This window comes from Amycolatopsis dendrobii (genome assembly GCF_014145675.1).
Taxonomy (GTDB): domain Bacteria; phylum Actinomycetota; class Actinomycetes; order Mycobacteriales; family Pseudonocardiaceae; genus Amycolatopsis; species Amycolatopsis dendrobii.
Window position 1 is genome coordinate 297724 of the sequence record NZ_JACGZW010000011.1, and the last position, 13475, is coordinate 311198.

The 13475-nt window shown below is 69.8% G+C and carries 10 protein-coding genes; 8 read left to right on the top strand and 2 right to left on the bottom strand.

Going from position 1 to position 13475, the window contains the following annotated elements; genetic code table 11:
* The first annotated feature begins 470 nt into the window (after positions 1-470).
* Positions 471-1157, top strand: coding sequence for a M23 family metallopeptidase (locus H4281_RS31885; RefSeq protein WP_182894684.1), 687 nt, complete (start codon positions 471-473; stop codon positions 1155-1157).
* 1400 nt (positions 1158-2557) lie between these two features.
* On the opposite strand, the gene pcrA is transcribed toward H4281_RS31885, so the two are convergent.
* Positions 2558-4972, bottom strand: a complete 2415-nt coding sequence (gene pcrA / locus H4281_RS31890; protein ID WP_182894578.1) for a DNA helicase PcrA — start codon at positions 4970-4972, stop codon at positions 2558-2560.
* Positions 4973-5106: 134 nt separating this feature from the next.
* On the opposite strand from pcrA, the gene H4281_RS31895 reads away from it, so the two are divergent.
* From H4281_RS31895 to H4281_RS31925, 7 genes are all read left to right on the top strand, one after another.
* Complete coding sequence (locus H4281_RS31895) at positions 5107-5541, top strand: DUF1707 SHOCT-like domain-containing protein (RefSeq protein ID WP_182894579.1); 435 nt, start codon at positions 5107-5109, stop codon at positions 5539-5541.
* Positions 5542-5705: 164 nt separating this feature from the next.
* A complete protein-coding gene (locus H4281_RS31900; protein WP_009072470.1) occupies positions 5706-6002 on the top strand; it encodes a chorismate mutase in 297 nt (98 codons plus the stop codon).
* A gap of 57 nt (positions 6003-6059) precedes the next feature.
* On the top strand, positions 6060-6365 hold the full coding sequence (locus H4281_RS31905; RefSeq protein ID WP_182894580.1) for a hypothetical protein: 306 nt from the start codon (positions 6060-6062) through the stop codon (positions 6363-6365).
* A gap of 347 nt (positions 6366-6712) precedes the next feature.
* Positions 6713-8329, top strand: a complete 1617-nt coding sequence (locus H4281_RS31910; RefSeq protein ID WP_246412439.1) for a hypothetical protein — start codon at positions 6713-6715, stop codon at positions 8327-8329.
* Between the two features lie 252 nt (positions 8330-8581).
* Positions 8582-9481, top strand: coding sequence for a hypothetical protein (locus H4281_RS31915; protein WP_182894582.1), 900 nt, complete (start codon positions 8582-8584; stop codon positions 9479-9481).
* 212 nt (positions 9482-9693) lie between these two features.
* Entirely contained in the window at positions 9694-11340 is a 1647-nt protein-coding gene (locus H4281_RS31920; protein WP_182894583.1) for a serine/threonine-protein kinase, read from the top strand.
* A 16-nt stretch (positions 11341-11356) separates the two neighbouring features.
* Positions 11357-12514, top strand: a complete 1158-nt coding sequence (locus H4281_RS31925; RefSeq protein ID WP_182894584.1) for a serine/threonine-protein kinase — start codon at positions 11357-11359, stop codon at positions 12512-12514.
* A 7-nt stretch (positions 12515-12521) separates the two neighbouring features.
* Here the strand turns inward: H4281_RS31925 and H4281_RS31930 are convergent, their stop codons facing one another.
* Positions 12522-13424, bottom strand: coding sequence for a LysR family transcriptional regulator (locus tag H4281_RS31930; protein ID WP_182894585.1), 903 nt, complete (start codon positions 13422-13424; stop codon positions 12522-12524).
* Positions 13425-13475: the final 51 nt, after the last annotated feature.

Consider the following 13475-nt stretch of genomic DNA (forward strand, 5'->3'; position numbering starts at 1 on the left):
CGCGGGGGCGACCGGTTATTTCGTCCGCGAGGCCGCCGAGAAGCCCCTCGAGAGCACTGGGCCATCCGAAGGTATGTGACTCAAGCCACAACCAGTGAAGTAGTCCCCGATTAACTTTGGGTAGTTTCCACAGCTAGACGCACGATGCGCGCCACTCGTTCGGCCGAAAGCCCGGTCGCGTCTTGCTCATTGAGGCGCCGCTTCGTTACTGTCCTCCGGTCCCCATTACAGTCAGGTCACGAAGCAGGACGCTGAGCGAATCACCCCCGAGGTTCGTTCACGGGATCCCCCGCCCGAGTTCGCTTCCGCCCGACTCCCCGACGATGGAAGGCCCTGTCTTGGCTTCACACCGCTCCCCCGGCGGCCAAGCCCCTTCCCCGGCGCTGAAAGACGCACTGGACGGTGCAGTCATCCGCGTCCGGGGACAGCACCGCATCTCCCCGCCCTCCTCCGCCCTTCGCGGGCGGGTCGTGGTCGCCGCCGTCGCGGCCGGCGCGTTCGCCGCAGCCGCCGCGGGCCAGACCCTCAAGTCGACCACCGGCGGCGATTCCGACGCCTCGGTCACCCCGCTCGCCAACGCACAGAACGCGAGCGCCTCGTTCACCCTCGGCAGCGCGGGCTCCGGGGGAGCTCCCGAACTGCTGCCGACCGGCCACGCCGTCGACGCCTCCGCCGAAGCCGCGAAGATGGCCGACAGCGCCAAGGTCACCAAGGCCCGCGTGCAGGCGGAGACCGAAGCCGCGCGCCAGGCCGCCGAAGAGGCCGCCCGCCCGAAGACCTGCATGCCCGCTCACGGCACGTTCACCTCCGGCTTCGGCGCCCGCTGGGGCACGAGCCACCTCGGCATCGACATCGCCAACTCCATCGGCACCCCGATCTACGCCGCCTCCGACGGCACCGTCATCCAGGCAGGCCCCGCCAGCGGTTTCGGCCTCTGGGTACGCGTCCAGCTCGACGACGGCACCATCCAGGTCTACGGCCACATGAACAGCTTCTCCGTCCGCGAGGGCCAGAAGGTCAAGTGCGGCCAGCAGATCGCCGAGATCGGCAACCGCGGCGAGAGCACCGGCCCGCACCTGCACTTCGAGGTGTGGCAGGACGGCACCAAGAAGATCGACCCGCGTCCGTGGCTTGCGGCCCGCGGCGTGAACGTCTGATCCACACCTCATTTCCTGTGTGCCGGGCGACCGGCGCGGCGGCGTCTGGTGCCGCATGGACACTGTCGACTGAGCTTGATCCGCACGGATCCGCTCCAGGCTGCTAGCGGCTGAAACGCCTTCGGGCGCGAGGAATCCTGGCGGCACGTCGCATCGCGATGGATCGACAAGCTTGCCGGTGAAATGCATCGCCGCTCTCGACGCGGGTGATATTCAAGGCTGCCTCGTCACCCGTGATGCAGAGCTGGCCGAACGAAACCGCCGGTCAGTCGCGCCGTGTGGACGTCGCTTCGGCGACGAATCCCGGCAATCCCTGCCCGAGCGAGGCTTCGGCTGTCAGGCGACAACGTCACGGATCGCTGCCAGGTAGGCGACGGACGAAATAGGCGACTGCCACCTGCCACACCGTGCACAGGTCAGCGCGTCTTCGCCATGGCATCCATCGCGCGATTCCCTCGTCAGCGCGCGATGTTCCTCCGCAGACGACGCATCTGCCGTCCGGACCTAATGCGTGCTGCCTCAGCAGCGCTCGCCATGCTGCGGCCAGCCGCGCCACATCCCCTGGCACGTCCCGAGCTGGCCGGGCTGCCGTCCCCACAGCAACCGTCCCCGCGACTCTCCTCAAGTACTCCTGTACCCCAGCGGCGAATACCCCAAACAGCACCGCGTCCATCCCCTGCACCCCTTCCACAGCCTACCGCATTTCATCGAACTTGTGTTCGATGAAGTTCAGTATGCCGGAGGGGACCGACAAGATCGGAGGGTTGGCGGTGAGTTCACTCGGTCCGGCGAAAAATGTCCGCGACGGCTGGACGGGCTGGTGTCGCGCGCCGCGCAGGTGTTGGGCTGGGAAGCCACGGCCGCTGTGCGCTGGGGCAGATCAGTTTCGAGGAGACCTGCGCTGGAGAACGGCTGGGAAGGCTTCACGGCACTGACAGGGGCGACTTGCTACGGGCCGGAAAGCAACACCGGAGGTTCGGGGCTGGTGCCTGGAGACGCAACGGCAGCGTCGTGCGGAAGGCGGTGTGGAGCTCGGAGCGGTAATGCGGCATCGGCGCGGCTAGTGCTCGCCTGGGCAAGCAGGCTCGGGCAATCCCGATTTGGCAGGCGGGATGGAGGAGAATTGGGCTCTGGGCACGGCTCTCGTCGGCACGGCTCTCGTCGGCACGGCACGGCACGGCACGGCACGGCACGGCACGGCACGGCACGGCACGGCACGGCACGGCACGGCACGGCACGGCACGGCACGGCACGGCACGGCACGGCACGGAGGAACACACCACAAAAGCCGCGCCAGCCGCAACAACCACAGCAGCCGTAGCTACAGCCGAGCCGCAGCAGCAGCCGCGGTCATAGACACGGCGAAATTGCAGCAACCACAGCCGAAACCGCAGCAGAAGTCAGAGCTTCACCATCGGCACACTGCCGATCAACATCAGCCGCACCTTGCCCGAAGCTCCGAAGTCGATCGTCGCGGTCGCGCGTGGGCCGATGCCGTCGCAGGAGATGACGGTGCCCAGGCCGTACTTGTCGTGGCTCACGCGGTCTCCGACGTCCAGCTTCAGAGCCACCGTGTCCTTCCACGCCTTGCCGAACGGCGAACTCGAAGACGTCGACGACGAGGAAGACCGGCGGCCCCACGTGGTCGCGGCTCGCGGGCCGGACGAGGAACCGGAGGAGGAGCCGAAGTTGCCGAAGCCTGGGGAGGACGGTTCCAGGCGACGCCAGTCGACGAGGTCCGGCGGCAGTTCGTCCAGGAAGCGGGAAGCGGGGTTCATCTGCGGCTGTCCCCACGCCGACCGGGTGAGGGCGCGCGACACGTAAAGCCGTTGCCGCGCACGGGTAATCGCCACGTAGGCCAAACGGCGTTCTTCGGCCAATTCAGCGGGATCGCCCAGGGCGCGCATATGCGGGAAGACGCCGTCTTCCCAGCCGGTGCAGAAGACGACCGGGTACTCCAAGCCCTTGGCGGTGTGCACGGTCATCAGGGTGACCACGCCCGCACCGCCGTCGCCTTCTTCGCCGCCGTCTGAAGCGGGGATCGAGTCGGCGTCCGCGACCAGGGAAACCCGTTCCAGGAAAGCGGGCAGGGAGCCGGGGGCGGGAACGCCGTCGTCGAGGACCAGTTCCGCGTTTTCGTCGTTGGTGACCTCGGCGGTGAACTCGGCGAATTCGCGCGCGACCGTCACCAATTCGGTGAGGTTTTCGACGCGCGAAGCGTCCTGCGGGTCGTCCGATTCCTCAAGCTCCGCGCGGTAGCCGGTGCGCTCCAGGACCGCTTCGAGCAGGTCGTGGACCTCGGTGCCGGACGACGCCATCTCCTGCAGTTCGTCCAGCAGCGTCACGAAGCCGGTGATCGCCTTGGCCGAGCGTGGGTTCAGCAGCGCCACCTTGTCTTCGACCGCGTCACGCAGTGCGGCCCAGAAAGAGATCCGCTCCCGTTCCGCGTGCGTCGCCACGACGGCCTCGGCCCGGTCGCCGATGCCGCGCTTGGGGACGTTGAGAATCCGCCGCAGGCTGACCGTGTCGTCCGGGTTCGCGAGGACGCGCAGGTACGCGATCATGTCCCGCACTTCGCGCCGTTCGTAGAATCGCACGCCGCCGACGACCTTGTACGGCAGGCCGAGCCGGATGAAGATTTCCTCGAACACTCGCGACTGGTTGTTGGTGCGGTAGAACACCGCGACGTCCGAGTAGTCCGCCTCGCCCTTTTCCGCCAGCGAGTCGATCTCCCCCGCGACGAACGCGGCCTCGTCGTGGTCGTTGTCCGACACGTAGCCGACGATCTTCTCGCCGTCGCCTGAATCGGTCCACAGCCGCTTGGCGCGCCGGTTGGGGTTGCGTGCGATGACCGCGTTGGCCGCGGACAGGATCGTTTGCGTGGAGCGGTAGTTCTGCTCCAGCAGAATCGTGTGCGCGTTCGGGAAGTCGCGTTCGAATTCCTCGATGTTGCGGATGGTCGCGCCGCGGAAGGCGTAGATGGACTGGTCCGCGTCGCCGACCACGCACAACTCGGCAGGCTCGATCCCGGTGTCCGTGGCTTCGGTGCCGGCGAGCGCGCGCACCAGGGTGTACTGCGCGTGGTTGGTGTCCTGGTACTCGTCGACCAGGACGTGCCGGAAGCGCCGCCGGTAGTACTCCGCGACGTCCGGGAACGCTTGCAGCAACGACACTGTCTGCATGATCAGGTCGTCGAAGTCGAACGCGTTCGCGCTCGACAGCCTGCGCTGGTACTCGGCGTAGACCTCGGCGACCCGCCGCTCCAGGTCGTTCGCCGCCTTCGAGGCCGCCTCTTCCGGATCGACCAGCTCGTTCTTCAGGTTCGAGATGTGCACCGCGAGCGTGCGCGCGGCGTACTTCTTCGGGTCGATGTCGAGATCGCGCGCCACGAGCGTGATGAGGCGCTTCGAGTCGTCCGAGTCGTAGATGGAGAAACTCGACGACATGCCGAGCGTTTTCGCCTCGCGGCGGAGGATTCGCACGCACATCGAGTGGAACGTGGACACCCACATCGCGTTCGCGCGCTTGCCGACGAGCGCCGCGACGCGTTCGCGCATCTCGGCGGCGGCCTTGTTGGTGAACGTGATCGCCATGATCTCGCCCGGATGCACGCCGCGCTGGCCGAGCAGGTAGGCGATCCGGCGTGTGAGCACGCGCGTCTTGCCCGATCCGGCTCCCGCGACGACCAGCAGCGGACCTCCGGCGTGCGTCACCGCCTCGCGCTGGGCGGGGTTGAGGTCCTCGAGCAGGTCTGCGGTTCCCGGCCGGGCAGCGCGGGCGGGCGGGTCTGCGGGGAGATCGAAGAGGGTGTCCATCGTCTGTCAACGCTACCCCGGGGGTACGACAGTCCCGGAACAGCCACGGGGTCGGCCTGCGCTTGCCGACGTACGCCGCAGTGTCGCCTCGCGTCCGACGCGCGACGCCGCCGCGGCGCGGAGCATCGGTGGGCATGGACGACAAGATTCCCGCCCGGCTGAGGGCTTCCGACGGCGACCGCGAGCGCGTCGCCGAGACCATCCAGTCCGCCGGTTCCGACGGACGGCTCACTCTCGAAGAGGTGGAAGAGCGGCTGCGCACGGTCTACGCCGCCCGCTACACCGACGAACTCGGCGAACTCACCGCCGATCTCCCCCGCCCGGCGCCTGCCCGGCCGCGCGGCGGCGGCTGGCCGCTGACCCGGGCCGCGCTGCGCGAACATCCGGCGCTGCGCGTGCACCTCGGCATCGTCGCCGTGCTCGCGACCTTGCTGATCGTGCGCTGGGCGATCGGCGGGGCGTTCTTCTTCTGGCCGGCGATGCCGTTGTTCTGGCTGTTCATCAGCTTGGTACTGCACGCGCGGGTGCGGGCGTTCCGGCAGCGGCCGGGCGCGCCTGTGCCATACTGAATCCGTGCGGCACAGCAGCGAGCGATTTTTTTACGGGACCCGGACTCCGGCTCCCGTGATCGCGTAGTGCCCCACCCGCCATCACCCGCAGCCCCGGAGTCCACTGGACCCGGGGCTTTCGCCGTCCCTGGGCCACGGGGAGTCCGGACTTCAGAGAGGTCCCGATGAACGCGCAGACGCAGAACGCCGACGGACAGCCCGCCGAGCACACCCCGGCGGGCGAGGACATCTCGTCGCTTCGCGAGGAGATCGACTGGCTCGACTCCGAAATCCTCCGGCTCGTGAAGCGCCGGGTCGAGGTGTCGAAGACCATCGGCGCGGCCCGGATGGCCGCGGGCGGCACGAAAATCGTCTACAACCGCGAGATGGACGTGCTGGCGCGCTACCGCGAACTGGGCCCGGAGGGCAGGCAGCTGGCGATGCTGCTGCTGAACCTCGGCCGCGGCAGGCTGGGCCGCTGACCCGGCATCCGGGGCATCCCCGATTCGCGCCGCGCGGAAACCGGGCAGACTGGACACATGATTAACCTCATCGCCGTCATCATCGCGATCGCGAGCGTGCTGGCTGCCCTCGGCCACGTCGGCTACCTGGCGCTGCTGAACAACGCGGCGGGCAAGCGGGCGGGCGGGGCCCCGGTGGCGCAGTACGTGCGCAGCCGCTGGGCACTTGCCGGCGGCGCCACGGCGGCCTCGCTGTTCGCGTGGCTGCTCACTTCCGGCAACGTCGTGCTGGACGTCATCTCCATCGTCATCGCGGTCGGTAGCGGTGCGACGTCGATGAAGGCCCTCCAGTCGACGCAGGCGAAGTACCGCAGCGGCGGCTGAGGAGCCCCCGAACTGGGCAAACACCGGGCAGCACGCTGCGCTGCGTGACGTGCCGCCCGTTCGGGCGCGCCCGGTCGAGTGAAACCGGTGCAAGTTGCAGGATGGGTGAAGACATTCGCCTTCCGGTTTCCTACTGTGAAGTCCGTGAGGACCCTGGCGTCTGCGCCGGGCTATGCCCGGAGGACGCGCGGGAGCTGCGGCTCCGCGCGCCGTTCTCCGCGTGCGCGTGCATTTGCGCGGGAGTTCGCAAGTGTGGACGCAAGCGTCGTTCTCCGCTCGCCTGCTCCGTTCGGGTTGACGACCGCCCCGGCGCCGTCACGCCCCTCGCGCGGAGGGGTCGGACCGGCATGACGGGAAACACGATGGGCGGTCGGCGGCACGCGGATCGCCCCGGCGCGGTGTCGGACGCCGAGGTCACCGTTCCCGGACGGCACCGCGTCCGCGCCGACGGCACCTGGACCCCGATGGTGCCGCCGCGCACCGCCGGACATCACCGGCACCGCACCGGCTCCGCGCCCGCCGTCGACGGCGCTCCGGTGCAGCGGGGCAGCGAGAACCCGCAACTGCGCGGCGCACCGGCTCCGCGCGCGAACCGCGTGCCCGACGACGGCAACCGCCCGGCCCCTAACCAGCCGGTTTTCCCCACCGCCAGCGGCACGTTGCCGATCGGCGAACCGCCGTTGCCGCAGCCGCAGCGCCGCCGGGCGACGAGCGATCCGCGCGGCGGCCGAGCCCCCGTCGAACCCCCGCGCCGCCAGGCCTCCGCACCGGACCGGCTGGCCGAACCCCGGCAGAACGTCGTTTCCCCTCGGCAGGAAGCCGAGAGCCGCCACACCGCCCGGCGGACCGAATCCCGCGCCGCCTTCGCTCCTCCGCAGAACCGGATCCCTGAGGAGCACCGCGCCTTCGCCCCGCCGGAAAGCGCACTCCCCCAGCCGACCCGGCGCACCCGGCAGGAACGCGTCGCCACTACTTCCGCCGCGCTGGCCAACCGGCCGGAAAGCCCCCGCGAACGCGTCGAGCTGAACTCGGTCGCGGAGGAACCGCCCCGGCGCCAGCGCGTCACGCTCGGCGAACCGGCCGTCTCGCCGCTGGAGAAACAAGAACAGCAGGACGACGAGGTGCGCGTGTATTCCGCACCGCTGCTGGACGGCCTCGGCACGTTCGACCTCGGTTCGGTGCCCGCGTCGGTCACCCCGCCGAAGACCTGGCGCAAGGCCGCGTGGTTCGCCACCGGCGCGTCCGGTGCGGTGGTCGTCGGGCTGCTGTTCGCCGGGACGTTCCTGGTCGGCGGGCCCGCCACCACGACGACCGACGCGGTCGGTGGCGGCGGCTGGCCCGGCAGGCAGAACGGCGGCAACCCGAACCTCAGCGCGCTCATCCCGAACGGGCAGCACAGCGGGATCGGCGGCAACGTCCCGCGCAGCGGCTCCAGCACCAGTCCCGACGGCGTCACCTCGGACAACGGCACGCATCCGCAGCAGGGCTCCGGTCCGAGCAGTTCCGCGAGCAGCAGTTCGGCCGGCGTGACCACGTCCGCGGGCCCCGGCACCGGCAGCAGGACGTCCGCGCCGACGACGACGGACTCGCCCTCGTCGAGCGAACCGCCGGAGAAGCCGCCGGTCACTCCCGCTCAACGGGAAACGAAAGAGCCTCCGTACTTCACCGCCAACGACCCGAACACGATGGGGAACAACTCGGAGAAGTTCTTCAACAACGTCACCACCGACCCGTCCGAGGCCTCGTCGGTCACGTCCGGCGACCTCAAGCAGCAGGGTCCGCAGGGGCTGCGCAAGCGCTACGCCGACGTCGCGTATTTCGAGGTCAAGAAGGTCACCATCGACCCGCAGCACGGCACCACGGTGAACACGGTCGAGGTCACGCACCAGGACGGCAGCAAGAGCACCGAACAGCAGACGCTCACGTTCGACGACAACGGCAAGATCACCGACGACGGGCGCTGACCAGCACACTGTCTGCAAATGCCGATGCACGTGCGGTGCGGTGAGCGGTTGTTCCCTCGTCCGGTTGGGTGACATAAGCTGCCGTTCGTCGTACGACGGCGGCATTCCGGCGACGGAGTCTGGCGGCCGCCCGTCGGCACAGGGTTACCTGGCGACTACGAGGTCCGGGCCGACCACGAATCGCGCCCGACCGCCCCGGGGACACCGCCACCGTGTCGTGTCCCGCCCCGAACCCCCAGAGCGAGGACTTTCGTGCTTGAACGGCAGCGAACCCGGCGAGAGCCCGACGCCGTGCGCGTCGAGGACGTGATCCCGCCGGAACTGCTCGAGGACGTGGCCGAGGCCGACCGCGAATATCTCGAGCAGGTGTTCCGCGAACCGCAGAAGTATCTGCCGCCGCGCACCCGCCGCCCGGTCGTCCGGGCCGAGGAACCCGTCGAAGAGCCCGAAAGCAAGCTCGCCCGCCGCGCGAAGCTGGCCGGGCTCGTCGGAGCGGGCGCGCTCGTCGCCGGTGCCGTCGTCACCGCCTCGCTGCTCAGCGGCGGCCCGCGGCCCACCGTGCCGGTCGCGGGCGGAGCCGCGGTGCCCGCCGGGTTCAGCGGCGCGGCCGCGCTCGGCGGCCAGGCCGTGCCGCAGCAGCGCAAGGTCCACTCGTCCGGCGGCACGACGTCAGGGCAGAGCGAAAGCACGACGCAGTCGAAGCACACCGACTCCGCGGCCACGACGCCGTCGAACTCGGGAACCACGACGCCGGAAACCACTTCCGGCACCTCGTCGTCCGCCTCCTCGAGCACCCCGGCGTCGGCGGAATCGCACAAGAAGTCCGCCACCTCGTCGGCGGCCGCGCCGGATCCGGTGAAGCTCGAAGCGGTGCGCAAGTTCTACGCCTCGATCGACCACCAGCCGGAGAACGCGCTTTCGCTGCTCGCGCCGAACGTCGCGCGCGGCGAAACGGGCGATCTGGTCCGCGCGTGGAGCGGGGCCGACTCGATCGACGTCCAGGAATTGCACGTCCAGGACGACGGTTCGGTCTTCGCCGTCGCGCTGGTCCACCAGGCGGACGGAACCCTCTTGCGCGTGACCCAATTGTTCGACGTCGTCGAGCAGGATGTGATCTCCCAGGCCCGCGTCCTGTCCGCGGTCTACTCCTGACCTGCGCGAACGTGGTTATGCCGGGTCAGGGCAAGTGTGCCGCGTGCGTGTGCGCAGAGTGAGCGCCTAGCCTTGTCACGGGTCGGTCTCGGCAAAACCGGCACACGGTCCACAGCAGGTGCCTACGCTCCGGTGCTGCGGCGGGTTCGAACTCACCCCTTCGGGGTAGAACAGTCCCGCCCCGGGAAGTCGGAGCCCCAAAGGGAGGTCGCGTGAGCGACGAGGGTCGTCTGGTCGCCGGCCGGTACCGGATCGTCGGGAAGATCGGTTCCGGCGCGATGGGGGCCGTCTGGCGCGCCCACGACGAGGTGCTGGGCCGTACGGTCGCCATCAAGCAGCTGCTTCTCCAGCCCGGGCTGGAGAACCACGAGGCGGAGGACGCCCGGCAGCGCACCATGCGCGAGGGCCGGATCGCCGCCCGGTTGCACCACCCGAACGCGATCACCGTGTTCGACGTCGTCACCGACGACAACGGCCAGCCCTGCCTGATCATGGAATACCTGGATTCCACCAGCCTGGCGCAGGTGCTGCAGGAGAAAGGCACCCTGCCGCCGCTGGAGGTCGCCCGGATCGGCGCGCAGATCGCCGCCGCCCTGCGCGAGGCGCACGCGGTCGGCATCGTGCACCGCGACATCAAGCCGGGCAACATCCTGCTCGCGGGCAACGGCACGGTGAAGATCACCGACTTCGGCATCTCGCGGGCCAAGGACGACGTCACGGTCACCAAGACCGGGATGATCGCGGGCACCCCCGCCTACCTGGCCCCCGAGGTCGCGATCGGCGGCGACCCCGGCCCCGAGTCGGACGTCTTCTCCCTCGGCTCCACGCTGTACGCCGCCTGCGAGGGACAGCCGCCGTTCGGCTTGTCCGAGAACACGCTGAGCCTGCTGCACGCGGTCGCCGCGGGGCAGATCAACCCGCCGCGGCAGTCCGGTCCGCTGGCGAGCGTCCTCGCGGTGCTGCTGCACCCGGAGACCCAGCACCGTCCCACCGCCGACGAATGCGAGGAACTGCTGGCCGCGGTCGCGCGCGGCGAGACCCCGCTCGGCGGTCCGGACGGCGACACGATGATGGCCTCGTCCTCGGGCACCCTCGGCGCGGCCGCGCTCGGTGCTGCGGGCGGCGCGGCTGCCGCGGGTCTGCTGCATCCCGACGACGAACAGGCCAGCCACTCCGGCACGCTGCTCGACGACCCGGGCGTGACCCAGCAGTACGACCCGAGCGCGCAGCAGTACTACGACGAGGACCCGTACCCGCCCGGCTCCGGCTACCCGGAAGACGACTACGACGACCACGGTTACCAGCAGGACGGCTACCACCAGGAGCCGCCGCTGTACGGCGACCCGAGCCGCAACGGCCTCGCCGCCACGCGCGCGGTCCCGGTGCCGGACCACTACGAGGACGATCCGTACGACGAGGACCCCGCGCCGCGGACCCGCGTGGTGCAGACCGCGCCCGAGGACGACGAGGACGAGAAGCCCGGCGCGTGGAAGAAGCCCGCGATCATCGGCGGCGTCGTGGTCGTCGGCCTGGTCGCGCTCGGCGTGTGGCTGCTGACTCCGGGCAATCCGCCGGACGCTTCGCAGCCGGCGCCGCCTGTTTCGTCGTCCGCGGTCGCGCCGACGTCCGTCACACAGCCGCCTTCGGAAGCAACCACTACGTCCCCGCCTACGTCTTCCCGGGAAAGCGCGACCCGCGAGACCCAGTCGACGCGGCACTCGCGGCGGACCACTACGGCGGAGGACACTCCGACGCAGGATCAGCCGTCGCAAACGCGGGTGTCTCAGACTAAGCAGTCGCCGACCAAGCCGCCGCAGTCGGAAACCTCGGCGACAGCGCCGCCGACTGCGACCAGCTAGCGATCCAGGGACAGCATTGAGTTCAGAAGGCAGCATCGTCGGCGAGCGGTACCGGCTCGACCAGCCGATCGGCCGCGGGCGCGCGGGCATCGTGTGGCTCGCGTTCGACACGCGGCTGTTCCGGACCGTCGCCGTCAAACGCATGTACCTGCCCGTCGGCCTGCCGCCGGACCGTGCCGAACAGGCGCGCGCGATGGCGATGGAAGAGGGCAAGGCCGCGGCCCGGATCGATCATCCGTGCGCGATCACGGTGTACGACGTGCTGCCCGACGGCCAGGACGTGTGGCTGGTGATGGAGTACATCCCGTCGCGCGGGATGTCGGTGTTCCTCGCCGAGCACGGCCGGCTCACTCCGGAGCAGGCCGCGTTCCTCGGCATCCAGCTCGGCGATGCGATGGCGTCGATTCACTCCGCGGGCATCGTCCACCGCACGCTCGAACCGAACACTGTGCTGCTCGCGGACGACGGCAGCGTCAAGCTGACCGACATCGGCATCACCGGCGGCGGCCCGCACGCCGCTTACCGGGCGCCTGAGGTCACCCGTGGCGCGCCTCCGTCTGCAGCTGCAGACGTGTTCTCGCTGGGCGCGACGCTGTACACGGCGGTCGAGGGTGTGCCGCCGTTCGGCGACGACGGCCAGTCCCCGGAACGGCCGCCGGAGAACGCTGGCCCGCTCGCCGGGGCGCTGCAGAAGATGCTGCGCGCCGACCCCGCGGCTCGGCCCACCATGGACGACACTGTGCACGCGTTGAAGGCGATCACCGTCGGACGCGAGCAGACCGCGTTCATCCCGCCGACCGCGCCCGCGTTGCCGACCCTTCCGGCGTCACGGCCGCTGCCCGCGCAGCAGCCCAACGTCCCGGAACCCACGCAGCAGATCCAGCCGGATGCCACGCAGCAAATTCTGCCGCAGCAACAGCCGCAGCAGCCTGCTCCGCTGATGCAGCTTCCGGTCCAGCAGGTGCCACAAGCTCCCGCTCCGGCGCAGCCGATGCAGCAGCAAGTAATGCAGCAGCCGACTGCCCGGTACACGCCCACTCCGGCGCAGCAGGCCGCGTCCGCGCAGGCCGTTCGGGAGAAGGCGGCGGCGCGACGGCGGATCATCCTCACCGTCGCGGCGATCCTGTGCGCGATCCTCATCGGGATCGGCGTTTCGCAGCTGCTGTTCGTCTGAGCCAGCGTCAGGCGACGTTTTCGGTCGCCTCTTGCATGGCTTCGAGGAATGTCTGCACAGCCGGACTGCCCGCGACTCGTGCGGCCACCGCGGCGTGAATGTGCCTGCTCGGCTGCGGATTGCGGACCCGGCGCACCACCACGCCCGGATGCGGAGTGCCCAGCCCCAGCTCCGGCACCAGCCCGACGCCGAGCCCGGCGGCGATGAATCCTTGCGCCGACGGATAGTCCTCGGACTCGACCACGACGTTCGGATGGAACCCGGCCGACGCGCACGCGCCTTCCAGGATCGCGCGGCAGGCCCCCGGGATCGGGTCGACGCCGACCCACGGCTCCTCGGCGAGGTCGGCCAGGTCGAGGACGCGTTTGCGGGCCAGCCGGTGCGCCCGCGGCAGCACCGCGCGATACGGGTCGTCGAGCAACGGCACCAGCTCGATGCCCCGGCCCGGCTCCGACGGCCGCGGGTACACGATGATCGCCAGGTCAGCGCGGCCTTCCTCGACCTCGGTGAGCGGGTCGCCCGGGTCGATGAGCTTGAGATCGAGCCACACGCCAGGGTGTTCGCGACGCAGCGCGGCCACCGCGTACGGCACCATCGTCGCGCCTGCCGTGGCGAAGTAACGAATGGCGAGCTTGCCGGTGCGGCCTTCTTTCAGCTCGGTGAGCGCGGCTTCGGCTCGGGCCAGCTCCGCGCTGAGCGTCTCGGCGTGTTCGGACAACAACGTCCCGGCCGGGGTCGGCTGGACGCCACGGCCGACACGTTCCAGCAACGGCGTGCCCGCTTCGCGTTCGAGCACCGCCAGCTGCTGGCTGATCGCCGACGGCGTGTAGCCGAGATTCCTCGCCGCGGCAGTGATCGAACCGCTCGTGATCACCGCGCGCAGCACCTGCATGCGCCGTACATCGAGCATGGTTTCAATCCTACAGCTTTGCTTAATTGTCCCTGCAGTTATTTTCGCTTG

Coding starts and splice junctions, on each gene's coding strand:
- pcrA (WP_182894578.1), bottom strand. CDS start 4,972: ATGGACACCCTCTTCGATCTCCCCGCAGACCCGCCCGCCCGCGCTGCC.
- H4281_RS31895 (WP_182894579.1), top strand. CDS start 5,107: ATGGACGACAAGATTCCCGCCCGGCTGAGGGCTTCCGACGGCGACCGC.
- H4281_RS31900 (WP_009072470.1), top strand. CDS start 5,706: ATGAACGCGCAGACGCAGAACGCCGACGGACAGCCCGCCGAGCACACC.
- H4281_RS31905 (WP_182894580.1), top strand. CDS start 6,060: ATGATTAACCTCATCGCCGTCATCATCGCGATCGCGAGCGTGCTGGCT.
- H4281_RS31910 (WP_246412439.1), top strand. CDS start 6,713: ATGACGGGAAACACGATGGGCGGTCGGCGGCACGCGGATCGCCCCGGC.
- H4281_RS31930 (WP_182894585.1), bottom strand. CDS start 13,424: ATGCTCGATGTACGGCGCATGCAGGTGCTGCGCGCGGTGATCACGAGC.